This window comes from Streptomyces sp. TG1A-60 (genome assembly GCF_037201975.1).
GTDB lineage: Bacteria > Actinomycetota > Actinomycetes > Streptomycetales > Streptomycetaceae > Streptomyces.
This window is the reverse complement of the sequence record NZ_CP147520.1, coordinates 609,329-636,004: the sequence shown is the minus strand read 5'-3', so window position 1 is coordinate 636,004 and position 26,676 is coordinate 609,329. Positions and strand designations below refer to the sequence as shown.

Below are 26,676 nucleotides of genomic sequence, written 5' to 3'. Positions count from 1 at the left end.
CTGTGGTTCGTGGGCGCGGCCGTCCTGCACGACCTGGTGTTCCTGCCGCTGTACGCGGCCGTGGACCGGGCCGTCACCGGTGTGCTCGGTGCCGTGGGCCGCCGGGAGTGGACGCTGTACGTCCGGGTGCCGGCGGCCCTGTCCGGGCTGCTGCTGCTGGTGTGGTTCCCGCTGATCAGCGGCCGGGTCGCGGACCGCTATGAGTCGGCCACCGGACTGTCCGCCGACGGCTTCCTCACTCGGTGGCTGCTGATCACCGCCGCGCTGTTCGGCGGTGCCGCCCTGCTGTTGGCGCTGCGGCTGCGCAGGGAGGCGAAGCAGCGGCCACCTGCCGACCACTGATCGACCGCCCGCCAGCCCAGCGGGCGGGCGTACCGCAGCAGCGCCGGGGTGCCGAGCCGGGCCCAGGGGAACGCGGGCCCGGTGGCGCCCCGCGTGTCGGTGCCGCGCACGATGCGGACGTCGGCGCGTTCGTCCACGTCGGCCGGGACCGTTTCGACGATCAACAGGCCGCCGGGCACCAGGAGTTGGGCCAGTCTGTGGAGGAGGGCGCGTGGGTCGCCGCCGATGCCGAGATTTTCGTCCAGGAGCAGGGCGGTGTTCCAGCGGCCCTCGCCCGGCAGGGGTTCGAAGACCGAGCGCCGCAGGGCCGGTCCGCCGAGGCCCAGGGTGTGGGCGACGGCGGCCTCGCTGACGTCGACGCCGAGCGTGGTCCGACCCCGGGCGGCGAGTTCCGTCACCATCCTTCCCGGCCCGCACCCGACGTCGAGGACGGCACCCTCACACCGGTCCAGGACCTGCCGGTCCACGGCGTCGGCCCGCCCGCACCACCGCTCGACGTCCAGCGGCAGCAGCCAGCCGTCGCTGCGGCGCAGGAAGAGCGGTCCGCGGCCGGCCCGCAGGGCGTCGGCGTAGGGGTCGGCGGACCAGTTGTGCTCGGAGGTGTCCCGCGTCATCACCTCATGCGCTGTGCTCATCGGCGGCCTGCCGTGCGCAGTCGGGCCAGTTCCGCGGCGAAGCGGCCGTGCGGCGCCAGGGCGGCGACCGCTTCGGCGTCGGCGGCCGTGTCCACGTCCCGCAGCCGCGGCAACTCGCGCGCCCGCAGGCCCGCGGTGGCCAGGCGGTCGCGCTGGACGGCGCCGGTGGCGGGCGTCGACATCGGGACCCCGCGCAGCAGATCGGGATCCGGCTCCGCCAGGCCGAGCGCCCAGAAGCCGCCGTCGTCGGCCGGACCGAGGCAGGCGTCGTACCCGTCGAAGTCCGCGGTGAGCAGGTCCGGGGTGACCTGCGGGGTGTCCATCCCGATCAGCAGGGCCGGGCCGTCGCAGCCGGCGAAGGCCGCCGCCAGCCTCTCGTCGAGAGCGCCCGCGCACTGCGGTACCACGTCGAAGCCGGGCGGCAGCCAGGGCCCGGCCGTCCCGTCGAGGACCAGGACCCGGCGCGTAGCGGGTGTGGCGGCAACCGTGCGCAGGGTGTCCGTGAGGGCCGCTTCGGCGAGCGCCGCGGCCTCCTCGGGCGTGAACGGCGGAGTGAGCCGGGTCTTCACCCGTCCCGGCCGGGGTTCCTTGGCGATGACGAGCAGGGTGGTCATCGGCGGTTCCCCCGCTGCGTCTCGGGCTGCGCCGTGGGCGCGGCGGGCGCGGCGGGCGCCTGGGCCAGGACGCGGCTCATGTCGCGTACCGCCTGCCAGGTGCCGCGCCAGGTGCCCGTCACCTTCGAGACACCGGACCTCGGCAGATACGGGACGTCGTGCTCGGTCACCCGCCAGCCCGCGTCGGCGGCCCGCACGACCATCTGCAACGGGTAGCCGCTGCGCCGGTCGGTCAGGTCCAGGCCGAGCAGTGCCTCGCGGCGCGCGGCACGCAGGGGACCGAGGTCGTGCAGGCGCAGGCCGGTACGTCGGCGCAGCATCACAGAGAGCGCGAGGTTCCCGGCCCGCGCGTGCGCGGGCCAGGCGCCCCGGCCCTGCGGCCGACGCCGCCCGAGCACCAGATCGGCCTCGCCGCCGCGCACTTCGCGTACGAACGGCACGAGCAGGGCCGGATCCAGCGAGGCGTCGCAGTCGCAGAAGCACACGATCTCGGCCGTCGCGGCGGTCAGCCCCGCATGGCAGGCGGCGCCGAAGCCGCGCCGGGCCTCGTGGACGACGGTCGCGCCGAGTTCGCGGGCGATGTCGGGCGAGCCGTCGGTGGAGCCGTTGTCCACGACGAGGGCGCGCCAACCGGGAGGCATACGGTCGATTACCCACGGAAGGGCTTCGGCCTCGTTCAGACAGGGGAGGACGACATCGACGTCCTCGGGTACGGAAGAGGTCATCACGACCTCACCCTACGAACGCGAACGGCGCATACCGGACTTCTGCTCCTTACGAAACACGGACGTTCGTGTTCGCGCACGACGGGACGGCGACGCGGAGGTGCGCGCAGTGCGAGGCTGGCCGTATGGAACAGCACTCGTACGAGTCGGCGGCGGACGCTTACGCCGACCGAGGGACCGCGGGCGCCCGCGTCCTCGTTGTCGACGACGACCCCACGGTCGCGGAGGTCGTCTCGGGCTACCTCGATCGCGCCGGGTACGTCGTGGACCGGGCCGGTGACGGACCGGCCGCCCTCAACGGCGCCGCCGCGCACTGGCCGGACCTGGTCGTACTCGATCTGATGCTGCCCGGCATGGACGGCCTGGAGGTGTGCCGTCGGCTGCGTGCACGCGGCCCCGTCCCGGTCATCATGCTCACCGCCCGCGGCGACGAGGACGACCGCATCATGGGCCTGGAGGTGGGCGCGGACGACTACGTCACCAAGCCGTTCAGCCCCCGCGAGCTGGTCCTGCGGGTGGAGTCCGTAATGCGCCGCACGAGGCCCCTCGCGGGCACGCGGTCCCTCGGCGCGGCCGGCCTCACCGTCGACCCGTCCGCGCGCCGCGCCGCCAAGAACGGTGCCGAACTGGCCCTCACTCTCCGGGAGTTCGACCTCCTGGCGTTCTTCCTCCGTCATCCGGGGCGGGCCTACAGCCGCGAGGACCTGATGCGGGAGGTGTGGGGGTGGGACTTCGGTGACCTGTCGACGGTCACGGTCCACGTCCGGCGGCTGCGCAACAAGGTCGAGGACGATCCCGCCCGGCCCCGTCTGATCCAGACGGTGTGGGGCGTGGGCTACCGCTTCGATCCGACCGGCACCTCCGGCCAGGGCGAGGCGTGATCATGCGCGAAATCCTCCTCATCGCCCTGTACGCCCTTCTCGGCGCCGGCGCGGCCGGGCTGCTCGGCGCGGGAACACTGTGGCTGCTGCGCCGCCGCTCACTGACCACCTCACTCACCGTCGTGGCCGCTGTCGCCGTGACCGCGATGCTCGCGGGCACGCTGGTCGTGGCGTGGGCGATGTTCCTGTCCGCGCACGACCTGACCGTGGTCACGACGGTGGTCGCGATGGCGGCCGTCGTCTCCCTGGCCACCGCGCTGCTGCTGGGCCGCTGGGTGGTCGCCCGCAGCCACGAACTCACCCTCGCGGCCCGCTCCTTCGGTGACGGCGGCGACTTCACCGCGCCCCACGGTGCGGTTACCGCCGAACTCGCCGCGCTCAGCCGCGAGTTGCAGGCCACCAGTGCGAAGCTGGCCGAGTCCCGGGAGCGTGAGCGCGCCCTTGAGTCCTCCCGCAGGGAACTCGTCGCCTGGATCTCGCACGATCTGCGCACCCCGCTCGCGGGCCTGCGCGCGATGGCCGAGGCGCTGGAGGACGGCGTCGCCACCGACCCCGGCCGCTACCTGCGCCAGATCCGCACCGAGGTCGAACGCCTCAACGACATGGTCGGCGACCTCTTCGAACTCTCCCGCATCCACGCCGGCGCGCTGGCCCTGTCACCGTCCCGGATGTCCGTCTACGACCTGGTCGGCGACGCCCTCGCCGGGGTGTATCCGCTGGCCCACGAACACGGGGTGCGCCTTGTCGGGGACCGCGTCGAGCCGCTACCGGTGGAGGTGGACGGCAGGGAGATGAGCCGCGTGCTGGGCAACCTCCTGGTCAACGCGATCCGGCGGACCCCTGCCGACGGCACCGTCATGGTCGCCGCCGAACGCTCGCGCGACGGCGTGGTGCTGTCCGTGACGGACAGCTGCGGCGGCATCCCCGAGGAGGACCTGCCCCGCGTCTTCGACACCGGTTGGCGCGGCACCCACGCGCGCACGCCTCCGGCGGGCGCCGGGCTCGGCCTGGCCATCGTCCGCGGCATCGTGGAGGCCCACGAGGGCCGCGCCACGGTCCACAACATCCCCGGCGGCTGCCGCTTCGAGGTCGTGCTGCCCGCGGCGGCGTACTGAAGCGGTCGGCGCCACGCTCCGGCGGAGCCCTACGAACGCGGTCCGGTCCGCGCTCCGCTCGCAGCCTGGACGAGTCCGCCGGGATGTGCCGCTCGGCACGGGCCGGCCATCGCCCGGCCCGCCCGTTCAGCGCCCGGAGAGCGGGTCATGGGCGAGCAACGGCAAGCCCCGTGCGGGCCACTCACGTGTCGAAGCGGGCGTCGACAACACCGCGGGTTCCGAGATCGACCGGCGGCATCGCCCGTCAGTCTCGCCCCGGTGCCTCACGGCCACGGGCCGTTCGCCGGGTCCGGATCCGGAAGGCGGTCCGCCTGAGGCGTGCTCTCCAGTCGCTGCACGGTGGTGTCACTTGGTCCGTCAGGCGATGTGCCCGCTCTGGTGGACAGCAGGGACCAGGCGGCCAGGGCCAGGGTGATCGCGGCAGCCGTGCCGATCGCGCGGCAGACGCGCCGGGATCTCGCGCGGCCGTCCAGGCCCCGCCATGCCCGACGGGTCCACGCCTCTTCCGGATGCCACAGCTCACCGACGGCCTCCGTCTCCTCCTGCGGGGCCGGGGAGTAGGGGCGGCGCGCACGCCGTGCCATCTCGTCCGCGTCCGTTGGCGGGGAGCTCTGCCCCAGCGCGCGCTCCCGCGCGGAGGGTTCTCTGGGGGCGGAGGCCCGGATGGCGGGGTCGCTGTCCGAGAGGAACCTCTGCCAGACCTCCTCCGGTATGGACGGGCCGCCGTCCCCGTCATCCGGCACCCCACCGCTGTTCGCCCCTCGGGTGACCACGGTCCTCTCGCCTCCTTGCTGTTCGCGGGCCTTGCGGTCCTCGGTCCCCGGCACTGGTCCCGGGAGTGTGCGGTGACGCGTTGCCAAAGACCGCTGCGGACAGGGAGACAGGAAGAGACGGCGGGGCCGGGAGAGGACGGAAAAGGAGGGAGTCCGCCGACGGCCGGTGTGCCGTCCTCTGCCGTGAAACCGTGCCGACGTCACTCCCGGGCGCCGGACGGCTGACGGCCGTCGGCTCGCCCCCGGAGCAATCATTGCATGATGCAAAATCAGATCGCCAGTGGTTCGGGACGTCTTTTGAGGAGAGCGCGCCCGCCCTGCCGTCAGGGCAGGTGGTGTCCGGCGGCGTCGAGTCGTACGAACGGGATGGCCCTGCCCGCTTCGTGGAACGACGCGGTACTGCCGTCCGCCGTGAGCCCCGTGAACGCGCACAGCCGGCGGGCGGTCCGCGGACGCGCCGCCGCGTAGTGGGCCATGACCTCGGAGCCGTCCTCCGGAGGCAGGAAGCGGGCGGTGACAGCGTGGTGGCGATTGCCCACCTGGATGACGGTCTGCGGCAGGCGGCGCAGGTTGCGGTACCAGTCCGCCTGCGGTCCGAAGCCCGACGCCACCGTCCAACTGCCGCACGCCGGATCGTGGGCCACCACCTCCAGGACCGCGTGGTGGTCGGCTCCGGTGACGCGCCCCGTGTGGTGCAGCAGGAGGAACCGACTGCCGAAGAGCGGACCCAGGCCCGCGCGGAACAGGCGGATCGGCAGGCGTAGGGCGAAGCGCCGCCATCCGGAAGGGAGTTGGGGGCGGTGCGGGGCAGGGGTGTCCTGCTGAGTCATCGTGGCCTCCTCGGGCAGGGAAATGTCGACCACCGGCCTCGATTGGGTAAAGGGCCGGGGTGAGAGCCGCACGGGCCGGTCAACCTTTGCATAGCCTAAAGGTGAGGGAGGGGCGCCTGTCAGGGCGGCTCTACAGTGTCGCGACACCGCTGGAGTACGCCATGACCGAGAAGAGAGTGCCGCCCGGTGGCCGGCTCCTGTCCTGGATGCCGGGTGCGGTGATGGCGGTGGTGGCAGTCGTCGATGTCGCGGCCGGGCCCGGGGTGGGGCTGTTGCCGCTGGTGTCGCTCGGGCCGGCCTTCTCCGGCCTGGTCGGGGGATGGCGGCGGACGGCCGCGACCGGGGCGGTGGCGCTGCTGCTGTGCGTGGGGCTCGGACTGTACAACGGACAGTTCGAGGAGCTCCGGGGCTTCGCGGCCCTCGGGTCGGTGGCAGGTGTCACCGGCGTGGGTGTCGCCGCCGCCGTGACGCGTTCGCGCCGGGAGACCGAGCTGGCCGACGTCCGTTCGATCGCCGAGGTCGCCCAGCGGGTGCTGCTGCGGCCCGTGCCCCTGACGGCCGGTCCGCTGCGGGTGGCGGTGTCGTACACCTCCGCCGTCGCCGAAGCCCGCATCGGAGGCGACCTGTACGAGGTGGTGGCCTCGCCGCACGGTGTCCGGGTGATCGTCGGTGATGTCCAGGGCAAGGGGCTGGCCGCGGTCGAGACGGCCGCCGTGGTGCTCGGAGCCTTCCGGGAAGCCGCCCATGACGAACCCGACCTGGTGGGGCTCGGTGAGCGGTTGGAGCGCAGTGTGGCACGGGAGCTGGAGGGGGAGAAGTTCGTCACCGCGATCCTCGCCGAGATCGGCTCCGGCCATGAGGCCGTCTTCCTCAACTACGGCCATCCGGCCCCGATGCGCCTGCGCCGGGACGGCACCGCCGACTTCCCGCAGCCGCCCTCCTACGCGCTGCCCCTCGGGCTGGGCGGCAACGGAAGCGACGGCCCGAAGCCGTACCTGGTGTCGTTCGGGCCCGGCGAGCAGTTGCTGCTGTACACCGACGGTGTCACCGAGGCCCGTGACGAGCACGACGCGTTCTACCCGCTCGCCGACCGTGCCCACCTGCTGCGGGAGCCCGACCCGCACGGCGCGCTGGACGCGTTGCGTGAGGACGTGGTACGGCACGCCGCCGGGCCGCCGCACGACGACGCCGCGATGCTCCTGTTGCGCTATCACGGTCATGGAATGGGAAAATCTGTGCCGATCGGTTGAGCGTGCGGATCCTTCGGCGCGTAGAAAGGGAGGCATGGCGGAGCGTGAGGCCCCCCTGGGGGGCGTGGACGATGTCGATGCGGTCACTCGTGCGGTGCTGACCGCCTCACGGCTGCTCGTGGCGGTTTCCGCGCGCTCCCTGGCCGAGGTCGAGGAGCGGGTGACGCTCCCGCAGTTCCGGATGCTGGTGGTGCTGTCCACGCGGGGCGCCACGAAGCTGGTCGTGCTGGCGGACCTGCTCCAGGTGGCCCCGTCCACCGCGATGCGCATGGTCGACCGGCTGATCGCGGCCGGGCTCGCCGACCGTCAGGTCAACCCGGACAACCGCCGCGAGACCATGCTCCGGCTCACGGGCGAGGGGCGGCGCACCGTCGCGGACGTCACCGCCCGGCGGCGCGCCGAGATCGCCGCGATCGTCGAGCGGCTCGCGCCCGACCAGCGGACGGCGCTCGTCGGCGCGCTCACCGCTTTCAACGAGGCGGGCGGGGAGCCGCAGGCCCCGGCGGCGGACGACCCCGAGCCGTATCCGCTGGGCTGGGTGGACACGGCCGCCGGGCTTGGCGCCTGAGGTCCGCTCACCGTCCGCTCTGCCGCCGCCGGCGCGTGCCGGGCCGTCCCGCGTCGCCGTCGACGGGTTTTGCATAATGCAAGGGAGCCGTGAAGAACGACGGCAAGGGCGATGAAGCGGGTTCGGCTGCCGAGGTCCGGCAACGTACGCCGTTCCCCTATGTGTGGGTGAAGGCGGTGCGGGCACCGAGCCGGGGCGGCACGATGGGCGCGCCGCGACTCGCGGACAGTGGACGAACCGGGGGTGGAGTAGCAGATGCCCAGGCTGTGCCGGCGACCGCCCGTCGCGGAAGCGGGACTGATGTCCCATCTGAGGACGGCCGTGTGGGGACCCGCCGAGTTCGTCGGCCTGCCGCCGCGATGGCTCCTCGCCGAGGGGCTGTCCGCGGGGATCTTGACCGTCGGCACGATCATCGGCGCGGGTGCGGTGGGGGCGTGGACCGGGCGGACGGCTTTCGCCAGCGGCGAGGCGGGGCTGGTCGTCGCCGCCGCACTCGGCGTGTACCTGCTGGTCACCGGTGCCGGGCGGGCGCTCGTCGGAATCGTCGCGGTGCTCGGGGTGTGCCTGGCGTTGCTGGCGCCGCAGGCCGCCGCGGGGCTGGTGCTGGAGCAGCGGGGGCGGGTGCTGTCGGTGGTGGTGACTTCGGTCGAGGGCGGGCCGGGTGCCGGCGCCCAGGAGGGCCGCTACCTGTGCTCGGTGGCCAGCCCCGAGGGCGTTCCCCTCAGCACGCCGATCTGGCGAGGCTGCGGGCGGTCGACCCGGCCCGGGGACGGGCTCGCGGTCGTCTACGATCCCGAAGGCAAGGTGGCGCCCCGCGGAGTGGCCCCGGAGAGCGAGCGCGGCCGACTGGCCGGCGTCGTTGCCCTGGCATGCGCACTGGTCGCCGGGTGCGCGGTCGCGGTCGTGCGCTCCTTCCGGCTGAGCGCCGTCCCCACGCCTGCCGGGGCCCGGCCTCGTCCTTGCATCGATCCTGGACGAGACCGGGAGCGGTGACCGGGTGGACGTGTCACTCCGACGGTGATGGTGTCGCAGGGGCCGCCGGGGTGGCCGTCGGGGCGCTTGTCTGCACGTCCAGGTCCGGGCGGGGGGTCAGGACGACCATCGGTGCGCCCGGCGGGGGCATGGGCGGGGTGACCTGGTCCTCGGGGAGCTTGGGCGGGTTGGTCTGCTGGTAGTTGACCTGCTCGTGGTTGACCAGGCCGGTCTTCTCCAGCACCGTGATGTGGTCGAGCACGGTGTCGTTGGCCAGGTCGGCCAGCTGCCGCACCAGTGTGTTCCGCGTATTGGCGCGGATGTTGGCGATGGCGGGGAAGATCTGGCCGTGCGTGACCCGCATGATGGTGACCGCGGTGGAGTCGAACTCCTTGTCGGTGGCGCCCTCGACGGTCGCCACGAACTGCTGCTGCTGCGGGCTCGCCTGGTTGTTGAGGGTGATGCCCAGCTCGGGGGCGATCTTCCGGCACATCTCGTCCAGGCCGGCGTGCCCGACGACCAGGTGCTCGCCCGCCTCCTTCATCTCCGGCGTCGTGCCGCGCTCCATCGCCATCTCACCCAGCGGGTACTCCCACAGCCCCGCCGAACGGACCTTGATGACGAAGTCCCGGTCGGCCTCGGTCAGCGGGCCGAACGGGGTGTTGGCGACGACCCGGTCCATGCCCGTGGCCGTGTTCTCAACTCCCAGGAACGCTGGGTAGGCGAGCGCGGCGACGGTCATCAGCAGACCGCCACCCACGAAGATCGTTCCGAGGTTCCACGTACGACGCATGAAGACTCCTGGCAACTGGGGGCCGCTCCGGCGAGTTCGGCGTGGGGCGTCGGACTCGCCGGAGCGGTTTGGGCATAAGAGGGTACGGATGAGACGCGCGAATGAATCATTGTGCCGGGGAGATTTTGCGGTGTGCCCCGGGCGAGGGCTCGTGCACGGCGGCGTGATCCGCTCCCACCTGCGGGAACGTTGTGGGGCGCCGGCGTCGCCGGAGCTTTTGGTACCGCACCGTCCGCTGGTGGCGCACAGCGACGTGGCCCTTTCCGAGGGGCCGGGATCCGGATGGCCCGTTGACGCCCTCTTGGCGGCGGACCGGCATGAATGACCTGGCGAAGACTGCCGGAAGTCGGCAATGTGTACAGAGGTCGACGCAGGCAGAATAGGGGCGAGGGGAGAACGCAAGGGAGTTCTCGATGCCGGACACCGGCAGGTGCCCGGCATCCACCCCTGAGCGTGTGCGGAGGCCGTCGTATGACGGGTGTGATCGGGGGGTTGGGCATGCGGACGTTCTTCGAGGCCGCCACAGGCTTTCCGACCTTCTTCTTCACTGTCTCCCTGTTGGTGGCCCTGGGTTTCTGGCTGCTGGTCGCGGTGGGCGCGGCCGGTTCCGACACCTTCGACGGGGACGCCGACCTGAGCGGCTGCGGGCTGGGCGGCGTGCCGGTGGCCGTCGCCTTCTCCCTGTGGACGGGTTTCGCCTGGTTCGGCAGCCTCTGCATGACCGTCCTGCTGGATCCGGTCGCCTCCTCGGGGCCGGCGCGCGCGCTGACCGGGCTCACCGTGCTCGGCGCCGCTGCCCTGGCGTCGTGGTGCGTGACCTGGGGACTGGTACGGCTGCTGCGCCGCCTCCACTCCGACGAACCCGGGCCGCCCCGGCCGGACTTCATGGGGATGACCTGCACCGTCCGGTCGGATCGGGCGGACGACGGGTTCGGCCGGGCCGGAGTCCTGGCCCGGGACGGCTCCACCGCGATGGTTCGGGTCCGCCGACGAGGCACCGACGATCCCGTCCGCGGTGGTACGGAGTTGCTGTGTGCCTACGACGAGGCCGACGGCTCCTTCGGTGTCGGCCGCCGCGAGGCGGAACTCCATCCGCGCGGCCGGGCCGCCTGAGCCCCACACCCGCCCCACCTCCTGCGCCCACGCAAGCGTGAGCGCTCCTTCCGGCTCTTTCCGACTCCCGAAGACGTCGGGCCTTCCCCGGCCTCGGGTTCCTCACCTGCCAAGGATGTTCCTCATGAATGCCATCACCGCGACGGTCGGTGCCTGCTTGCTCGCAGCACTCTTCGTGCTCTTCGTCCTGTCCCGGCTGTTCCGCAAGGTCGAACAGGGCAAGGCACTGATCGTCTCCAAGATGCGGAAGGTCGATGTGACCTTCACCGGGCAGGTCGTGCTGCCCGTGCTGCACAAGGCCGAGGTGATGGACATCTCGGTGAAGACCATCGAGATCACGCGGGCCGGCAAAGAGGGGCTGATCTGCCGGGACAACATCCGCGCGGACATCCGCATCTCGTTCTTCGTGAAGGTCAGCAAGACCGTCGAGGACGTCATCAAGGTCGCGCAGGCCGTCGGTACCGCGCGGGCGAGTGACCGGGACACCATGCAGGAGCTGTTCCACGCGAAGTTCTCCGAGGCGCTGAAGACCGTCGGCAAGCAACTGGACTTCACCGACCTCTACACCAAGCGCGAGGAGCTGCGGTACCGGATCATCGAGGTCATCGGTGTCGACCTCAACGGCTACCACCTGGAGGACGCGGCGATCGACTACCTGGAGCAGACGCCGCTCACCCAGCTCGACCCCGCCAACGTGCTCGACGCGCAGGGCATCCGGAAGATCACCGAGCTGACGGCGTTGGAGCACGTGCGCACCAACGAGGCCCAGCGCACCGAGGAGAAGGAGATCACCCGGCAGAACGTCGACGCCCGCGAGGCGATCCTGGAGCTGGAGCGCAGGCAGGCCGACGCGGAGATCAAGCAGCGGCGGGAGATCGACACCGTACGCGCCCGTGAGGAGGCCGAGACGGCACGGGTGATGGAGGAGGAGCGACTGCGGGCGCAGTCCGCGTTCCTGAAGACCGAGGAGCAGCTAGGTGTGCAGCGGGAGAACCAGGCCCGTGAGGTCGCGGTCGCCGCGAAGAACCGTGAGCGGGTCATCGCCGTCGAGAGTGAGCGCATCGAGAAGGACCGGCTGCTGGAGGTCATCGCGCGGGAGCGGGAGACCGAGCTGACGAAGATCGCCGCCTCCAAGGAGGTCGAGGCGGAGAAGCGGGACATCGCCGAGGTCATCCGTGAGCGGGTCGCCGTGGACCGTACGGTCGCCGAGCAGGAGGAGTCCATCAAGAAGCTGCGGGCCGTGGAGGAGGCGGAGCGGCAGCGGCAGGCCGTGATCATCGCCGCCGAGGCGGAGGCGCAGGAGAAGCTGGTCAAGGACATCAAGGCCGCGGAGGCCGCCGAGCAGGCCGCAACGTACCGGGCCGCCGAGGAACTGACGCTGGCCGAGGCCCGGTTGAAGACCGCCGACCTCGACGCGCGGGCCAAGCTGCGGCTCGCCGAGGGCGTCCAGGCGGAGGCAGCCGCCGAGGGGCTGGCCGCCCTCCAGGTCCGCGACAAAGAGGCCGAGGTCACCGAGAAGGCGGGCCGCGCGGAGGCCGAGGCCACCGAGGCGCGGATGCGGGCCGAGGCGGAGGGCACCCGGGCCCAGGCGCTCGCCGAGGCGGCGGCCATCGGCGAGAAGCTGAAGGCCGAGGCGTCCGGACTGACGCAGAAGGCGGCGGCGATGGCCGCGCTGGACGAGGCGTCCCGTGGCCACGAGGAGTTCCGGCTGCGGCTGGCGGCGGAGAAGGACGTCCGGCTGGCCGGGCTGGACGTGCAGCGGCAGGTCGCCGAGGCGCAGGCCACGGTGCTGGCCACCGGTTTGGAGAACGCCGACATCAGCATCGTCGGCGGCGAGTCGGTCTTCCTCGACCGGCTGGTGTCCTCGATCGCGCTCGGCAAGGGCGTCGACGGCTTCGTCCAGCACTCCGAGACCGCCCAGGCCCTCACGAAGCCCTGGCTGGACGGCACGTCCAGCTTCACCGACGACCTCAGCCGCGTCCTGGGCTCGGTCTCGACCGCCGACGTGCAGAACCTGACCGTCTCCGCCCTGCTGATGAAGCTCATGCAGACGGGCGGCGCCGACCCCGCCGCGCTGAACCAACTGCTTGACACGGCCGGTTAGCAGGGTCTCACGGACGCCTCGCCCGCCGCGGTGAACGGCGGCGTCGCCAAGGTCTGACCGACCCGCGGTCCGGAGCTGCCGCACAGGGGACGGCAGCTCCGGACCGTGTTCCACCCCACTTCACGAAAGGGATCCCATGACCACCGGCCCGGACACCGGCACGCGCGGGACGCAGGACACCGGTACGCGTAAGGCGCCGGGCACCGCCACGCGGGAGGCGTTCGACGCGGGCACCTACGAGGTGCTGCGCGACCGCCTGACCGCGCAGGCAGCCGAACTCGCCCGGCGCGCCGAGGCGCTCAACGTCCGCCGCACCGAGGAGTTCGGCTCCACCCGGCTGGAGCTGACGAGCACCGCGCGGCTGCGCACCGAGCACAACTGCGTGCCCCGCGACATCGTCTCCGTCGGCGACGTGCTGCTCTTCGGCCACAACGTCTTCCTCGGCCTCACACCGGAGACCACGGTCGGCGACGTCTTCGCCCTGCACGACCGCGACCTGAACCGGCTGCCCGACGACGCCGTGCCCGGCCTGCTCGACGACCCCGCCTTCGTACGGGAGTTCACCGCCCTCTACCGCTACTACCGTCAGGCCCACCTCCTCCAGCTCCGCCGCGTCGACGGCAAGGTGCTCGCCGTCTTCCGGACCGGCGAGAAGGCCGACGACATCCGCGTCCTGCGCTGGGCCCTGACGGACGACGGCCGGGCGGCCTTCCTCGACGCGCGCGGCGACCGCGACCACGTCTTCCCGCCCTCCCACGACTTCGCATGGACCGGGACGACCCGCGAGGACCACGTCCTGGGCCGCCACCCGCACGTCTCCATCGAGGGCGAGGTCTTCGTCGAGACGGTCGGCGGGACGCTGACCGTCAAGGTCGAGGACAACACCGAGACCGGTGAGGGGATCTACGCCGAGCCGGTCGGCGAGGCACTGCAGTCCCTCGCCGACGCCGACATCGCCTACGCGCGTGTGGGGGCCCTGATCCTGCTGGACGTCCTCCCCTACAAGGAGGACGTCCACCGCTACCTGGTCTTCAACACGCTCACCAGGACCGTCGTACGCCTCGACGGCATCGGGCAGGCGTGCCGCCGCCTGCCCGAGGACCAGGGCATCGTCTTCCCCGGCGGCTACTGCCTGGCGACGGGGACGTACAAGACGTTCGACGGCATGGACACCGACGGCCTGGAGTTCGAGCGGGCGGTCCGCTCGCCCAACGGCGAGGACGTCCTCTTCGCCTTCCACGCGCGCGTGGAAGGCCGCAGCCTGCTGCTGCCCTACAACATGATCCGCAAGGAGGTCGCGACCCCGCTGTCCTGCCACGGCTGGGCCCTGTTCGACGACGGCACGTTCATGGTGCTGCGTGCCGACAGCGATGAACCGCAGCGCGTCCACCCACTCCAGCTGTGGTCCTCGCCCTTCGTCTCCGACACCTACGCCGCCGCCCGGCCCGTCGGGACCGGCCCGCTGGCCCGCGTGGGCAACGCCGACCTCGTGCGCGGCATCTCCGACTGCCTGTCCATCACCCGCGCCGTCACCGAGACGACCCCGACGAGCGAGGTCTACGAGGCACTGGCCGCCGCCTGCGTCCGGGCCGCGGACTCCTACCACTGGCTGAACGAGCCCGAACTCGGCGCGCTGCGCGAGCCGCTCACGCAGGTCCGCGTCACCGCCGAGCAGGTGCTGGCCGAGTTCGAGACCGTCCAGACGCTCACCCGGCAGGCCGCCCACGCGCTCGGAGAGGCGGCGGCTCGTGTCGCCACAGTGGTGCGCCAACTACGCGGCGAGGCCCCCCGTGGCGCCGCCGCATGGGTGGCGGGTCTGACCGAACTCCGGCACACGCAGGGTCACCTGCTCACCCTCAAGGACATGAGGTACGCCGACACCGCCCGCATCGACGAACTCGCCGCGGACGTCGAAGCGGACCTCGCCGGCTTCGGGCAGCGGGCCGTCGCCCATCTCGCCCGCGAGGACGCCTTCGCCGACCACGAGGCCGACGTCGGGCAACTCGTCGCCGAGGCCGAGGCGATCGCCGTCGTCGCCGAGGCCGCACCCCTCGCCGCCCGCCTCGGAGACCTCACCGACCAACTGCGTACGGTGACCGAGGTCGTCGCCGGGCTCGACATCGGTGACGCCACCGTCCGGACGTCCGTCCTGGAGCGCATCGCCGAGGTGATGGGGGGAGTCAACCGTGCCCGTGCCACCCTCGACGGCCGGCGCCGCGAACTCCACGAGCGCGAGGGGCGCGCCGAGTTCGCCGCCGAGTTGGCGCTGCTCGGCCAGGCGATCACCGGTGCCCTCGCGGCCTGCGACAGTCCCGAGGCGTGCGACGAGCAACTCGCCCGCATGCTCGTCGGGGTGGAGAACCTGGAGTCCCGGTTCGCCGAGTACGACGACTTCCTCGCGGAGCTGGCGGACAAGCGCGACGAGATTCACGAGACGTTCTCCGCACGCAAGCAGACCCTCGCCGACGCCCGCGCCCGCCGCGCCGAACGCCTCACCGACTCCGCGATCCGCGTCCTTCGGACGATGAGCCGCCGGGCGACCACCCTCGCCGACACGGACGCCGTCGCCACGTACTTCACCTCCGACCCGATGCCCGCCAAGGTCCGTCGCATCGTCGGCGAACTGCGCGAACTCGGCGACCGGGTCCGGGCCGAGGAGTTGGACGGCCGCCTCAAGTCGGCCCGCCAGGAGGCGCTGCGCGCCCTGCGCGACCGCACCGACCTGTACGCCGACGACGGCCGCGCCCTCCGCCTGGGCACGCACCGCTTCGCCGTCAACACCCAGCCCCTCGACCTCACCCTCGTCCCGCACGGCGAGGGTCTGGCCTTCGCACTGACCGGCACGGACTACCGCTCCCCGGTCACGGACCCGGACTTCGCCGCCACCCGCCCGTACTGGGACCGCCCCCTGCCCTCCGAATCGCCCCGGGTCTACCGCGCCGAACACCTCGCCGCCCGTCTGCTCGACGAGCACGGACCGGCCGCGCTCGCGGAGGCCGACGACCTGCCCGCACTGGTCCGGCAGGCGGCGGAAGCGGCCTACGACGAGGGCTACGAGCGCGGTGTCCACGACCATGACGCGACCCTGATCCTCACCGCGCTCCTGCGCCTGCACGAGGGCGCGGGACCGCTCCGCCACGAGCCCGCCGCCCGCGCCGCCGCCCACCTCTTCTGGGCACACGGCACGACCACCGAGGAGCGCGACAGCTGGACCCGGCGCGCGGTGTCCCTGGCCCGGGCCCGCGACACGTTCGGTCTCGCGCCCGCGATCGCCGACCTCGTGGCCGAGCTGGCGGAGGCGATCGGCACGGAAGCGACGGCCGCCTACCTCTTCGAGGAGCTGACGACCGGCCCCGACGGCTTCGTCGTCAGCGCCGGCACCCGCACTCTGCTCGACAAGTTCCGCCATGCGGTGGGAACGTCGGCCTACGACGACGACCTCGCCGCCCTCGCCGCCCTGGCCGCGCGCAAGCAACTCGTCGAGGCGTGGCTGACGTCGTACACCACCGCGACCGGAACGGACCTCACCCCCGGGGACCTGGCCGAGGCGGTCGCCGCCGAACTCTGTCCCGGCCTCGACCGCTACGAGTCCGACGCGGCCCTGACCGAGACCGTCGAAGGCATGCTCGGCGCCCACCCGCGCATCGGCGGCCGTACGCTCACCGTCCGCGTCGACGAACTCCTGGCCCGGACACGGGAGTTCCGTGCCCACGAGGCCCCGGCCCACCGGGCCTACCAGCGCCGCCGTACGGCGTTGGTGGCCGCCGAGCGCACCCGCCTCCGCCTCGACGAGTACCGGCCGCGGATCATGTCCGCGTTCGTACGCAACCGGCTCATCGACGAGGTCTACCTCCCGCTGATCGGTGACAACCTCGCAAGGCAGCTCGGCACCACGGGCGCGGCCAAGCGCACCGACACCGGCGGCCTGCTGCTGCTCATCTCCCCGCCCGGCTACGGCAAGACGACGCTCATGGAGTACGTCGCCGACCGGCTCGGAATGGTCCTCGTCAAGGTCAACGGCCCCGCCCTCGGCCACGCGGTGACCTCCCTCGACCCGGCCGAGGCCCCGAACGCCACCGCCCGCCAGGAGATCGAGAAGATCAACTTCGCGCTGGAGGCCGGCAACAACGCCCTCCTGTACCTGGACGACATCCAGCACACCTCGCCCGAGCTGCTGCAGAAGTTCATCCCGCTCTGCGACGCCACCCGTCGTATCGAGGGCGTACGGGACGGCGAGCCACGCACCTACGACCTGCGCGGCAAGCGGTTCGCGGTCTGCATGGCGGGCAACCCCTACACCGAGTCCGGCAGCCTCTTCCGGGTCCCCGACATGCTCGCCAACCGCGCCGACGTGTGGAACCTCGGCGAGGTCCTGACCGGCAAGGACGACGCCTTCGCGCTCAGCTTCGTCGAGAACTCCCTCACCGCCAACCCGGTCCTCGCCCCGCTCGCCGAACGCGACCGCAGCGACCTCGACCTGCTGATCCGCCTGGCGGAAGGCGACCCGACGGCCCGCGCCGACCGCCTGACGCACCCGTACGCGCCCGCCGAACTGGAGCGGATCGTGGCGGTGCTCCGCCATGTGCTGGCGGCCCGCGAGACGGTCCTGGCGGTCAACGCGGCCTACATCGCCTCGGCCGCCCAGTCCGACGCCACCCGCACGGAACCCCCCTTCCAGCTCCAGGGCTCCTACCGGAACATGAACAAGATCGCCCAGCGTGTCCAGCCGGTCATGAACGATGCCGAGTTGGCGGCGCTGATCGACGACCACTACACGGCCGAGGCTCAGACCCTCACCACCGGCGCCGAGGCCAACCTGCTCAGACTCGCCGAACTACGCGGCACGCTGACGGCCGATCAGGCCGGGCGCTGGAGCGAGTTGAAGGCCGCGTACGTCCGCACCCAGGCGCTCGGCGGCCTTGAGGACGACCAGCTCACCCGGGCGGTGGCGGCCCTCGGACTCCTCGCCGACCGGATCGCCGCCGTCGAGTCGGCGATCAACCGGGCCGCCGACCCACGCCACCTCATCGCCCACCCCACAGAGCGGCACGCGGTCCGCCCGGCCCGGGGGGAGGAGTGAGGCGGCGGCCTTCGGCGCGTGCCGGGCGAGTCGGGTTTGGGCGGCGGCTGCGGGGGGACCCCGGAAGCGGAGATTGTGGACGCGAGTGAGCGATCCTCAGGGCTTCCCGACCGAAAGGCCCTGGCCATGAACTGTTACGAGTGTGCCCAGCAAGGTCGTACGGTGGCCGCGGTGGCCGTCTGCCGTGTGTGCGGAGCGGCTGTGTGCGCTGATCACGTGCGCTCCGAGAGCAAGGTGCTGCGCGGGCCCGCCAGTCCCGGCAAGGTGACCCACGACCGGGCCGCCCGTCAGCTGACCTGTCCGGTGTGCCGTGAGGCGGAGGCATCCGCGTGAGGGCGTGTCGCACATCCCGTCCGTGGTGAGCCGGCCCGCGGGCACCCGACGACGTACAGGGTCCCGTCCGGCCGAGATCGGCCCCGTGGCACGCCGGCGATCGGGACGGGACCCGCGTCCTGACGTGGCTCGACTCGCCGCCGCGCCACCCTCACCTGCGCGATCTGTGGCGTAGGCATGGCGACAACTGCCGGACTGCGGCAAAGTGATCTTCCATGTCTTCCCTCCCGCGTCAGATGCGGCCTCGCAGCGGGCACATGATCGTCTGTGGTGATGACGGGCTGGCCCACCGGCTGTCCGACGAGCTGCGAGAGGTCTACCGTGAGCACGTCACGCTCGTGGCTCCCACGGGGAGCGGTGCCGTGACGGGCGCGTCGCCCACCGGCCGGGCTCGGGCTACGGCGCTCCTCGGGCGGGTGTCCTCGGTGATGACGAGGACCGCCGGCACCGTGCCGGACGCGGCCGACGACGAGCAGAGGCTGGAGGCGGCGGAGCTCACCGACGAGGTGCTCGCGGCAGCCGGTGTGGCACGGGCCACCGCGGTGGCTCTGGTGCACGAGGACGATGAAGCGAACATCCGTACGGCGCTGATCGCCCGGCGGCTCAACCCTCAGGTGCGCCTCGTCATCCGGCTGTACAACCGCAAGCTCGGTCAGCACCTGGAGGAGCTCCTGGACCAGGCCGCCGTCGTCGCCTCCCCGGGGCTGGACCCGGTGGCTCTTGACACCTCCACCACCGTCCTGTCCGACGCGGACACCGCCGCACCGGCCCTGGCCGCCACCGCGGTCGCCGGCACCAGCAAGGTGGTGCAGGCGGACGGGCTGCTGCTGCGGGCGGTGGAGCGTACGTGGCCGCGCCGGGGTGAGGCCGCCGCACCCGCCATGTGCACCCTGGCACTGCTGTCGTCGACGGCCAACGACCCCGCCGGGGCGGAGGGTTCGGACCGCAGCGGGACGGAGGCCCCCCAGCTCCTGCCCGACGAGGAGGCGGTGACCGCGGCGACCGGGCACGGCAGGGTGGTGCTGGAAGCCGTCTCCTACAGCGGGCCGTTGCTGCCCGCCGGCCGGCTGACCGGCCGGGGCGCCTCGCTGGGGCAGCTGTTCTCGCCTCGGCTGCGCTGGTCGCTGTTCGGCCTGATCGCCTGCGTCCTCGGCCTCGCCGTCGCCTCCTGGCTGACCACCGACGACGACCTCGTGTACGCCACCTACCTCACCCTGCTCGACCTCTTCGCCATCGACGACCCGGCGCTCGGCGAGCCGTTGAGCCGCCAGATCATCCAACTCCTCTCCGGGCTCGCCGGGTTGCTGCTGCTGCCGGTGATGACCGCCGCCGTGCTGGAGGGCCTGGGCACCTTCCGCAGCGCCTCCGCGCTGCGCCGCCCGCCGCGTGGTCTGTCGGGGCATGTCGTCCTGCTCGGTCTCGGCAAGATCGGCACCCGTGTGCTGGCCCGGCTCAACGAACTCGACATCCCCGTCGTCTGCGTGGAGTCGGATCCCGAGGCGCGTGGCGTCCCGCTGGCCCGCCGCCTGCGCGTCCCCACCGTGATCGGGGACGTCACCGAGGAAGGCGTCCTGGAGTCGGCCAAGATCCACCGTGCGCACGCCCTGCTCGCCCTGACCAGCGCCGACACCACCAACCTCGAAGCCGCCCTGTACGCACGCTCCGTCAAGCCCGACCTCAGAGTCGCGCTGCGGCTGTACGACGACGACTTCGCCACCGCCGTCTACCGCACCCTGCGCGCCGCCCATCCCCAGGCCCTCACGCGCAGCCGCAGCGTCTCCAGCCTCGCGGCCCCCGCCTTCGCCGGCGCGATGATGGGCCGCCAGATCCTCGGCGCCATCCCCGTCGAACGCAAGGTGCTCCTCTTCGCCGCGCTCGTCGTCGCGGGACACCCGCAACTGGAGGGCCGCACGATCGCCGAAGCGTTCCGGCCCGGGGCCTGGCGCGTTCTGGCCCTGGACGCCGCCGCCCCCGCCGACCGGCGCCCCGACCTCGCCGCGGCCCACCCGGCCGACGGCGACGACCGGTCTCCCGGGCTGGTCTGGGAACTGCACCCCGGTTACGTCCTGCGGCCCGAGGACCGGGTGGTCCTGGCGGCCACCCGGCAGGGGCTCGCCGAACTACTCGGCCGCCACCCCCGGCCGGCCGATCCCGCCACACCGTAGATCTTCTCCATGGGCGCCATCGACTCGGCCGTCATCCTGAACCCGTATCGATCTTCCGTCCCCTGGGAGGGCCGAGGAGAAAGACATCATGAGCCCAGTCGTCATCGCCGTGATCGGAGTCGTCGTACTCCTTGTCCTGTTGGGCCTCGTCGTCATCACCCACAAGGTCGCGGGTCCGAGCGAGGCGTTCATCGTCACCGGGCGGTGCGGCAAGACGGCCACCGACTTCGAGACCGGGCGTGTCTTCACCGACAACGGCGGCCAGAAGGTCGCCGAACGCCAGGCGGCACTGACCGACCGCGAGTTGGACACCAAGATCCGCAAGCCCGCCGACGCCGCCCGCTACCAGGCCGAGCAGGAGGCCGAGGCCCGTCGCATCGCGTCCGTCAAGGAGGCCGAGGCCGCCGCCGACCGGGCACGGCTGACCGGTGAGGGCGAGAAGGCGGCAGCGCGCCGCGCTCGCCGACGCCGTACGCGTCGAGGGTGAGGCGGAGGCCGCCGCGATCGGTGCCACGGGTGCCGCCGAGGCCGAGGCGGAGGCCGAGGCGATGCGGAAGAAGGCCGACGCCTTCGCCCAGTACGTGATGCCGCCGTCCTGCAGATGCGCGATCGCGCCGTCACCCCTTCCCGGCCTTCAGCGGGGGTTGAGGAACATCCATGTCAGATCGTGCGCTAAGCCTTCGTCGGCCCTGGTGGGCGGCTGACGGTGCGTCGGTCACGGGACTGGTCTGAAGTCTTCCCACAGATAACACCCCAATATCTGCGGTAGCTTGATTCGTCACCTGCGGTGACGCTCTTCGGTTCCTACGCGAAGCGGCCCTGTTATCTGTGGCAAGGGGAAGCGGTGCCCACCGTCGTGCAACTGCCGACCGGTAAGGCGTTGACCGTCAGGGCGGCGGCCAACGTGTTTCTCGACTCGCTCGGCAACCCGAACACGGTCCGGAACTATGGGATCGGGGTGGGCAAGACCGCCGAACGGCTCGGCGAGGCCCTGGAACTGCTCTGGGGCACAGCGGCGGTCAACACCTGGAACTCCCGCCGGGCGGGGGTGCTGTCCTGGCTCGGTTGGTGCCGTGAGCGAGGCTACGAGGGCCCGATGGTCCCGACCTGGGCGAAGCGGCTGGCGGTGCCGGACTCCGAGACCCCGGCCCGCTCGAAGATGGCGGTCGACCGGCTGATCGCGCGGCGCGAGGTGCATCTGCGGGAGAAGACGCTGTGGCGGATGCTCTACGAGACCGCCGGGCGGTCCGAGGAGATCCTGGACGTCAACATCGAGGAGCTAGACCTCGCCGGGCGCCGTTGCCTGGTCAAGGCCAAGGGCGCCCGGACCAAGGCCCGCCGCCGGGGCCAGTCGCGTGAGGACTACGTGCTGGAGCCCGTGTACTGGGGTGCCGGCACCGCCCGGTTGCTGCCCCGGCTACTCAAGGGCCGATCCCGCGGTTCCAGGGTCGCTGCTGAACTGGCAGATCGTCACGAACCTGACGCTCTGCGACCACGCCGCACCCTGGGTTGAGGCTAGTCCCAGAACTCGACCTTCGTGACCTTCGAGTCGTTGGTCACCGCGTACATCTCGGCAAGTCCGTTGTCACCGTCGACATAGTCCCCCACGGCCCATTCCTCGCAGCCTCCGGCAGTCTGGGTCCGCGTCGTCCCAACCTTGTCATCGGCGTTCGACTCGTCGTATTCGTAGAGGCCGTAGTACCAGTTATTGGTGGAGTTGGTGGTCCAGCAGACCTTGACGTTGCAACCGTGTGAGTTGAACCGCTGGCTGTAGAACTGTCCGTTGACTTCGTAGACACCGGATGAGCCGAGGTAGTCGCACTCTCCCGCGGCCGTCGGGGCCACGTCGGCCGCCGAGGCGGGGCCGACGAAGGAAAGGACGAGAGCCGCAGCAGCCGCAGCTATGACTCCAGTGCGCACAACACGTGCAGATCTCATGAAAATGATCATAATGCGCATGCAGGAGTACACAAGCCATTGTCTCACTTATGCGAATTTTGCTGATTCCTTGAGCATGGGGAAGCGCCGCGTTGCGTACCGCGTTTGTGGCGTCTGGGCGCGGTCGACGTGAGGGGGGAGTGGCGGCGGATCGGGACTGGGTAGTCTGGGCGAGACACCACCCTCAGCCAAATCGACAGAGTCGAGCGAATGCCCATCCGGTTGAACAAAAGACACTTTCTCATCGGCGGTACTGCAGGAGCACTGCTGTTGACTTCCGCTTTCTTTCTCGTTTTCATGACGGGTACCTACTCCGTAACGGCTGCACCGGACGGGGGAAGCCAGAAGTGCGATTCCGTGGGGGCCGAACTTCCCCGAAACGTTATGAGTAAAGGGAAGCAGGAAACCACGGGTGTCGGTACGGCCGCGTGGGGTGACGGCGGGATTGTTCTGCGATGTGGCGTGACGCCTTTGAATCCGACGATCAACTTGTGTATGACCGTCGACGGGGTTGACTGGGTTCTCGATGAGGAGAAGGCCAAGGACGGCGGGCCCCGCACCCTAACAACATACGGACGCCATCCTGCCAATGAGGTTACCGTCAGCGACTCTGCCCTATCGCCGGGAGACGTCCTAGTGGAGCTCAACCGCGTCGTCAAACAGATCCCTCAGGGTGAGCACAAGTGCCTTTCTCTCGATGACGTTGATTAAGCCGGACGCGAGTTGAGAAGCAACTCGGCCATGGCTGCAGAAAGCCGCCGGAGTCGTCCTGCCCACTGTGATCGACGCGGCGGGACGTGACTTCCAGCCCTACGTTCTGTCCGACGGCATCGCAGACCAGTACACCGAAGTCCACAATTTCCTGCTCCCCCACCCTCACGGGCCCACATCATCGACACCACCGAGCTGCCACGCCTACCCCCGGGCTGAATGACTCGACTCGGACCAGGAGCCGATCCCACCAACGGCCGCCGCACCCACCCGTGTAGTGACCGCCACACCCTCAGTGCCGCGTCCCCAGCAGCAGCCCGGAACTTTCTTCGCCGCCTACCTCACATGCCGCGACCTCAGTTGGCGTTACGGCTCCCGGCACCCTACGAGCCGTTGACCAGTGCAAACGTCACCGCCGAGATAGCCCGGCGGTGAATGCCACCCGCACCGGGCTTATGCCTCTTCGGCCGCGTCCGGGCCGCGCAGCGGGCGCAGGCCGCCGGGCAGATCCGGGAGCTGGAAGGAGTACCGGCCCAGCATGTTGATGTGGTGTCGCACGAACGGCGAGAGGCGGGCCACGTCCTCGTCGCGGACGTCGAAGCCGTCGGCCCGGAGCTGGGTGATGGCGGCATCCATGTAGCGGGTGTTGAAGAGCACACCAGGGCGTTGAGGACGAGGCCGAGGGCGCCGATCTGGTCCTCCATGCCGTCCTGGTAGCGCTGGTAGAGCTGCCCGGCCTTGCCGTGGAAGATCTTCCGGGCGAGCGCATGGCGGCCCTCCTGGAGGTTGGCCTGCACCCTGATTTTCCGTCGGTAGGCCGGCTCGTCCGCCAGACGCAGGATGTGCAGGGTCTTGGAAATGCGCCCGTAGTGCGCGATCGCGTCGCCCAGCGGGGTGGGCCGGCCGTCGCGCGACAGCATCCGGATCACGTCGTAGGCTCGCACGGACCCGGTGTGGATCGAGCCGATGATCCGCAGGATGTCCTCCCAGCGCCGCTCGATCCGGACCAGGTCGACCCGGCCGCGGGCCGCGTCCTGGAACGCGCCGTAGTTGGCCGTGCGGTCGGTGCGCCACATCTTCTGGTCCGGCAAGTCGGCCAACTGCGGCGCGTAGGTGAACGCCTCCCTGTCCGCGCCGTCCAGGAAGAAGTACCGCTCCAACTCGGTTCGGGACGGCGCCCCGGCAAACGCCCCGTACCCAGCCTGCTCACCTGACAGAAACTCGACCGCCACAACAACTCTCCGAAGATCGACAACAGCGACCCACGAAGGCTCTGACATGCGATCACCCCAGGTCAAAGCGTCAATCAACACCGAGAAGGCTTAGCGCACGATCCGACATGGATGTTCCTCAAGCCCCTCAGCGGGCGTGCGGCAGCCGACGCAAGGTGCGCCGGAACCAGCCCATGAGATGGGGGCACAACGGGCCACCGGGAAGCAGGCTCACGGTGGTCTCCCGTGTCATCGCCGTGAAGAAGGCCCGCCCGGGGCGACTCTGGAGGGTGGTGCTCCACCGGTGACCGGGACGGTGGGCGAACAGGAAACGCACGAGGTCCCGCCCCAGCCCTTGGCGCTGCCACGCGTCACCGACCCAGAGGTCCAGGATGCGCCCGGTCCGGCAGGTCACACAGGCACGGAAACGGAGCCGGCCGATGACTTCGCCGCACGGATCGAGCAGGACGAGCTCCGTCGGGCCGCTCGGAGCAGTGGGGGCGACGAAACTCAGTCGTGGTGACTGACCGTCCGGGGCGCCGGTGTTCCAGAACCCGGTCATCGTGGGTGGCCCTCCCGCCCTCTCCGCCCGGTGAGCAGGTCCGGTCAGGCTCCTGCGCCAGGTTTTTGACGCCTCCGGGCAACCGCCACCCGCGCGGCTTCCAGGGCGCCGTCGTCAACGGACGCGGTCGGGTACGGCTGGGCGATATCACACGCGCGCATCTGAAGGGGCCTCCTGGGACCGTGTGCCGACGTCCTCACGTCCGGACGGGATTGGCGGCGAGGTCGTCGACGTGAAAGAGGCGGGCGATCGGCACATCGGTGGAGCTGTGCGCGACGATGGAGAAGGCTTCGGTGCACAGCACCGCGAACAGGGCCAGATCGGCCGTCACGGACACGATCTCGCTGTCCGGCGTGATGCACCCGCGAAGACCACGACGGACACCATGACCACGACCCTCGATCGGCGAAGAGAGTTCCCTCAAGACCGCCGACCAGTCTTCCCGGCACACCGTGGGGAACCCTACACGTTCTCCACGCCGTGCTGACAGGCTCTTGTCCTCCTGAAAGGAACATGCCCGCCGACCACGCTTCCCGGCACACCTGGAGGCGGCGTACGGGCGGTGACCGGCGAGCGCCCGCACGCGCACGAGGAATCACTCCGGCGGGCTATGCGCTACAAAGACGTCGACAGCGCATCCGAACGGGGGGCTCACATGACGGGGCGGGACGTGTCCGACGAGTACGCGGAGTACCTGGAGGGTTACGCCCGCATCCTCGCCGATGCCTCGGCGACCGGTCGCCGACTGACCCGGGACGAGCTGGATTCGCGTCGTGCGCTGGGTGAGCAGGCCGCCGAGGCCGGCCAGGGACTGCGCGCCATGGTCGGCGCCCACATGTCAGCCACCCGGGCGCACTGGCCCACCCGGAACCACGTTGTCGTGGACGACGTGCTGAACGCCGTGGCCCAGGCGGTCGACGCATTCGCCGAGGGCTACGAGAGGGCGCAACGGCTCGCCGTACGCCAGGAAGAAGCCACTCGCCGCGAGTTCATCGACGACCTGCTGTACGGCCGCAGCGACCTGGGCCGGCTCGCCCAGCGCGCGGAACGCTACGGGCTGCGCCTGTCGTACGAGCACGCGGTCGCCGTGGCACGCGGCACGGTCGCGTACGAAGAGGGGGACATGGTTCTCCGGGAGGTGGAGCGTGCGCTGATCGGCCGGTTCGGCGACCGCAGCATCCTGCTCACCACCAAGGACGGCAGACTGGTGTGCATCGCCCCGGGTGACCAGAGCGAGGTGCTGGCCCACTTCGCCAAGCAGGCGTTCGCCGCCACCGGCGGCGGCCAGGTCGGCATCGGCCGCCCCCAGCCCGGCGCGGCCGGCGTCGTCCAGTCCTACGAGGAAGCCCTGAACGCCCTCGACCTGGGCGAACGCCTCGAACTCGACGAACCCGTATTGCACGCCGCCGACCTCCTTGTCTACCCCGTCCTCACCCGCGACCGGCAGGCCATGGCCGACCTGGTCGAAAGCGCCCTCGGCCCGCTGCGCGGCGCCCGCGGCGGGGTCAAGCCACTCCTTGAGACCCTCACCGCCTATTTCGACTCCGGCTGTGTGTCGGCCGAGGCGGCGCGGCGGCTGTCACTGAGTGCGCGCGCCTTCACCTACCGGCTGGAACGCATCCACAAGCTCACCGGTGCCGACCCGTCCGACCCGGTGCACCGCTACACCCTGCAGACCGCGGTGATCGGGGCCCGGCTGCTGGACTGGCCGACGAGGCCCGTCTCAAGCGCGTAGGGAAGAGGACATGGCCTGGCTCGCCACCGGGGTCGAAGCGCGCGGTACCACGGTGGACCAGCCGTCTCGCGCCACTCACCGTCCGGACTCCGGCCGTGACAACGATCACAGCGTATCGTCGCACGTCACAGCGGCCCGGGGGCGTATACAGGCGATAGCTGTGGATAGTGTGAAAAGCATGCGTCAGGCGACGCGGGGTGTGCCGGGAAGTCTCGTCGGTGTCGAA

22 protein-coding genes and 3 pseudogenes are annotated in these 26,676 nt (G+C 71.2%); 14 read left to right on the top strand and 11 right to left on the bottom strand.

The features are described 5' to 3' along the window. Positions 1–197: 197 nt before the first annotated feature. From WBG99_RS02185 to WBG99_RS02175, 3 genes are read right to left on the bottom strand one after another with little or no spacing between them, the layout of a single operon-like run. On the bottom strand, positions 198–977 hold the full coding sequence (locus tag WBG99_RS02185) for a methyltransferase domain-containing protein (RefSeq protein ID WP_338894646.1): 780 nt from the start codon (positions 975–977) through the stop codon (positions 198–200). Beyond that, positions 974–1,591, bottom strand: coding sequence for a DUF2064 domain-containing protein (locus WBG99_RS02180; protein WP_338894645.1), 618 nt, complete (start codon positions 1,589–1,591; stop codon positions 974–976). Before WBG99_RS02180 ends, WBG99_RS02185 begins: the two co-directional genes overlap by 4 nt. Beyond that, complete coding sequence (locus WBG99_RS02175; protein ID WP_338894644.1) at positions 1,588–2,316, bottom strand: glycosyltransferase family 2 protein; 729 nt, start codon at positions 2,314–2,316, stop codon at positions 1,588–1,590. The genes WBG99_RS02180 and WBG99_RS02175 overlap by 4 nt, the downstream gene beginning before the upstream one ends. 125 nt (positions 2,317–2,441) lie before the next feature. On the opposite strand from WBG99_RS02175, the gene WBG99_RS02170 reads away from it, so the two are divergent. Beyond that, on the top strand, positions 2,442–3,197 hold the full coding sequence (locus WBG99_RS02170; RefSeq protein WP_338894643.1) for a response regulator transcription factor: 756 nt from the start codon (positions 2,442–2,444) through the stop codon (positions 3,195–3,197). A gap of 2 nt (positions 3,198–3,199) precedes the next feature. Then, positions 3,200–4,312: a HAMP domain-containing sensor histidine kinase gene (locus WBG99_RS02165; protein WP_338894642.1), complete on the top strand. Its 1,113-nt coding sequence runs from the start codon at positions 3,200–3,202 to the stop codon at positions 4,310–4,312. 263 nt (positions 4,313–4,575) lie between these two features. Here the strand turns inward: WBG99_RS02165 and WBG99_RS02160 are convergent, their stop codons facing one another. Then, the gene (locus WBG99_RS02160) at positions 4,576–5,085 is read right to left on the bottom strand and encodes a hypothetical protein (RefSeq protein ID WP_338894641.1); all 510 of its coding nucleotides are present in this window, start codon (positions 5,083–5,085) and stop codon (positions 4,576–4,578) included. A 323-nt stretch (positions 5,086–5,408) separates the two neighbouring features. Further along, a complete protein-coding gene (locus tag WBG99_RS02155; RefSeq protein ID WP_338894640.1) occupies positions 5,409–5,915 on the bottom strand; it encodes a nitroreductase family deazaflavin-dependent oxidoreductase in 507 nt (168 codons plus the stop codon). A 161-nt stretch (positions 5,916–6,076) separates the two neighbouring features. Between WBG99_RS02155 and WBG99_RS02150 the strand changes: the two genes are divergently transcribed. The 3 genes from WBG99_RS02150 to WBG99_RS02140 all read left to right on the top strand — a co-directional run bounded on the left by WBG99_RS02150 (position 6,077) and on the right by WBG99_RS02140 (position 8,726). Continuing rightward, a complete protein-coding gene (locus WBG99_RS02150; RefSeq protein ID WP_338894639.1) occupies positions 6,077–7,165 on the top strand; it encodes a PP2C family protein-serine/threonine phosphatase in 1,089 nt (362 codons plus the stop codon). A 34-nt stretch (positions 7,166–7,199) separates the two neighbouring features. Continuing rightward, positions 7,200–7,733 carry a MarR family transcriptional regulator gene (locus tag WBG99_RS02145; protein WP_338894638.1) on the top strand — a complete coding sequence of 178 codons (534 nt, stop codon included), beginning with the start codon at positions 7,200–7,202 and terminating at the stop codon, positions 7,731–7,733. 255 nt (positions 7,734–7,988) lie between these two features. Beyond that, positions 7,989–8,726: a hypothetical protein gene (locus WBG99_RS02140; RefSeq protein WP_338894637.1), complete on the top strand. Its 738-nt coding sequence runs from the start codon at positions 7,989–7,991 to the stop codon at positions 8,724–8,726. Between the two features lie 13 nt (positions 8,727–8,739). Here the strand turns inward: WBG99_RS02140 and WBG99_RS02135 are convergent, their stop codons facing one another. Continuing rightward, positions 8,740–9,498, bottom strand: coding sequence for a DUF4142 domain-containing protein (locus WBG99_RS02135; protein WP_338894636.1), 759 nt, complete (start codon positions 9,496–9,498; stop codon positions 8,740–8,742). Between the two features lie 498 nt (positions 9,499–9,996). Here WBG99_RS02135 and WBG99_RS02130 point away from each other — a divergent pair, with 498 nt between their 5' ends. The 7 genes and pseudogenes from WBG99_RS02130 to WBG99_RS02100 all read left to right on the top strand — a co-directional run. Next, positions 9,997–10,611 (top strand): hypothetical protein, encoded by a 615-nt coding sequence (locus WBG99_RS02130; RefSeq protein WP_338894635.1) that lies wholly within the window; start codon positions 9,997–9,999, stop codon positions 10,609–10,611. A gap of 124 nt (positions 10,612–10,735) precedes the next feature. Next, positions 10,736–12,715 (top strand): flotillin family protein, encoded by a 1,980-nt coding sequence (locus WBG99_RS02125; protein ID WP_338894634.1) that lies wholly within the window; start codon positions 10,736–10,738, stop codon positions 12,713–12,715. Between the two features lie 136 nt (positions 12,716–12,851). Then, positions 12,852–17,795: a DNA repair ATPase gene (locus tag WBG99_RS02120; RefSeq protein WP_338894633.1), complete on the top strand. Its 4,944-nt coding sequence runs from the start codon at positions 12,852–12,854 to the stop codon at positions 17,793–17,795. A gap of 126 nt (positions 17,796–17,921) precedes the next feature. Beyond that, on the top strand, positions 17,922–18,128 hold the full coding sequence (locus WBG99_RS02115; protein WP_338894632.1) for a DUF2180 family protein: 207 nt from the start codon (positions 17,922–17,924) through the stop codon (positions 18,126–18,128). Between the two features lie 215 nt (positions 18,129–18,343). Next, complete coding sequence (locus WBG99_RS02110; protein WP_338894631.1) at positions 18,344–20,293, top strand: NAD-binding protein; 1,950 nt, start codon at positions 18,344–18,346, stop codon at positions 20,291–20,293. Positions 20,294–20,555: 262 nt separating this feature from the next. Next, positions 20,556–20,897: pseudogene (locus WBG99_RS02105) on the top strand (flotillin family protein); the annotation flags it as partial. Between the two features lie 240 nt (positions 20,898–21,137). Further along, positions 21,138–21,734 (top strand): annotated as a pseudogene (locus tag WBG99_RS02100) (site-specific integrase); the annotation flags it as partial. A 74-nt stretch (positions 21,735–21,808) separates the two neighbouring features. On the opposite strand, the gene WBG99_RS02095 reads toward WBG99_RS02100, so the two are convergent. Then, complete coding sequence (locus WBG99_RS02095; protein ID WP_338894630.1) at positions 21,809–22,213, bottom strand: hypothetical protein; 405 nt, start codon at positions 22,211–22,213, stop codon at positions 21,809–21,811. A 228-nt stretch (positions 22,214–22,441) separates the two neighbouring features. Between WBG99_RS02095 and WBG99_RS02090 the strand changes: the two genes are divergently transcribed. Next, positions 22,442–22,942 carry a DUF3515 family protein gene (locus tag WBG99_RS02090; RefSeq protein ID WP_338894629.1) on the top strand — a complete coding sequence of 167 codons (501 nt, stop codon included), beginning with the start codon at positions 22,442–22,444 and terminating at the stop codon, positions 22,940–22,942. 453 nt (positions 22,943–23,395) lie between these two features. On the opposite strand, the gene WBG99_RS02085 is transcribed toward WBG99_RS02090, so the two are convergent. From WBG99_RS02085 to WBG99_RS02070, 4 genes and pseudogenes are all read right to left on the bottom strand, one after another. Next, entirely contained in the window at positions 23,396–23,578 is a 183-nt protein-coding gene (locus WBG99_RS02085; protein ID WP_338900181.1) for a Tn3 family transposase, read from the bottom strand. 83 nt (positions 23,579–23,661) lie between these two features. Beyond that, a pseudogene (locus WBG99_RS02080) lies at positions 23,662–24,018 on the bottom strand (Tn3 family transposase); the annotation flags it as partial. Between the two features lie 283 nt (positions 24,019–24,301). Further along, positions 24,302–24,715, bottom strand: coding sequence for a GNAT family N-acetyltransferase (locus WBG99_RS02075; protein WP_338894628.1), 414 nt, complete (start codon positions 24,713–24,715; stop codon positions 24,302–24,304). 196 nt (positions 24,716–24,911) lie between these two features. Next, positions 24,912–25,046 (bottom strand): hypothetical protein, encoded by a 135-nt coding sequence (locus WBG99_RS02070; RefSeq protein WP_338900583.1) that lies wholly within the window; start codon positions 25,044–25,046, stop codon positions 24,912–24,914. A gap of 324 nt (positions 25,047–25,370) precedes the next feature. On the opposite strand from WBG99_RS02070, the gene WBG99_RS02065 reads away from it, so the two are divergent. Further along, the gene (locus WBG99_RS02065; RefSeq protein ID WP_338894627.1) at positions 25,371–26,450 is read left to right on the top strand and encodes a helix-turn-helix domain-containing protein; all 1,080 of its coding nucleotides are present in this window, start codon (positions 25,371–25,373) and stop codon (positions 26,448–26,450) included. Positions 26,451–26,676 lie beyond the last annotated feature (226 nt).

Excerpts from the sequence above, each read along its gene's own strand:
- WBG99_RS02125 (WP_338894634.1), top strand. The coding sequence starts at position 10,736 with ATGAATGCCATCACCGCGACGGTCGGTGCCTGCTTGCTCGCAGCACTC.
- WBG99_RS02130 (WP_338894635.1), top strand. The coding sequence starts at position 9,997 with ATGCGGACGTTCTTCGAGGCCGCCACAGGCTTTCCGACCTTCTTCTTC.
- WBG99_RS02140 (WP_338894637.1), top strand. The coding sequence starts at position 7,989 with ATGCCCAGGCTGTGCCGGCGACCGCCCGTCGCGGAAGCGGGACTGATG.
- WBG99_RS02165 (WP_338894642.1), top strand. The coding sequence starts at position 3,200 with ATGCGCGAAATCCTCCTCATCGCCCTGTACGCCCTTCTCGGCGCCGGC.
- WBG99_RS02155 (WP_338894640.1), bottom strand. The coding sequence starts at position 5,915 with ATGACTCAGCAGGACACCCCTGCCCCGCACCGCCCCCAACTCCCTTCC.
- WBG99_RS02115 (WP_338894632.1), top strand. The coding sequence starts at position 17,922 with ATGAACTGTTACGAGTGTGCCCAGCAAGGTCGTACGGTGGCCGCGGTG.
- WBG99_RS02170 (WP_338894643.1), top strand. The coding sequence starts at position 2,442 with ATGGAACAGCACTCGTACGAGTCGGCGGCGGACGCTTACGCCGACCGA.
- WBG99_RS02085 (WP_338900181.1), bottom strand. The coding sequence starts at position 23,578 with ATGGATGCCGCCATCACCCAGCTCCGGGCCGACGGCTTCGACGTCCGC.
- WBG99_RS02180 (WP_338894645.1), bottom strand. The coding sequence starts at position 1,591 with ATGACCACCCTGCTCGTCATCGCCAAGGAACCCCGGCCGGGACGGGTG.
- WBG99_RS02065 (WP_338894627.1), top strand. The coding sequence starts at position 25,371 with ATGACGGGGCGGGACGTGTCCGACGAGTACGCGGAGTACCTGGAGGGT.
- WBG99_RS02075 (WP_338894628.1), bottom strand. The coding sequence starts at position 24,715 with ATGACCGGGTTCTGGAACACCGGCGCCCCGGACGGTCAGTCACCACGA.
- WBG99_RS02120 (WP_338894633.1), top strand. The coding sequence starts at position 12,852 with ATGACCACCGGCCCGGACACCGGCACGCGCGGGACGCAGGACACCGGT.
- WBG99_RS02135 (WP_338894636.1), bottom strand. The coding sequence starts at position 9,498 with ATGCGTCGTACGTGGAACCTCGGAACGATCTTCGTGGGTGGCGGTCTG.
- WBG99_RS02145 (WP_338894638.1), top strand. The coding sequence starts at position 7,200 with ATGGCGGAGCGTGAGGCCCCCCTGGGGGGCGTGGACGATGTCGATGCG.
- WBG99_RS02185 (WP_338894646.1), bottom strand. The coding sequence starts at position 977 with ATGAGCACAGCGCATGAGGTGATGACGCGGGACACCTCCGAGCACAAC.
- WBG99_RS02110 (WP_338894631.1), top strand. The coding sequence starts at position 18,344 with ATGTCTTCCCTCCCGCGTCAGATGCGGCCTCGCAGCGGGCACATGATC.
- WBG99_RS02175 (WP_338894644.1), bottom strand. The coding sequence starts at position 2,316 with ATGACCTCTTCCGTACCCGAGGACGTCGATGTCGTCCTCCCCTGTCTG.
- WBG99_RS02090 (WP_338894629.1), top strand. The coding sequence starts at position 22,442 with ATGCCCATCCGGTTGAACAAAAGACACTTTCTCATCGGCGGTACTGCA.
- WBG99_RS02150 (WP_338894639.1), top strand. The coding sequence starts at position 6,077 with ATGACCGAGAAGAGAGTGCCGCCCGGTGGCCGGCTCCTGTCCTGGATG.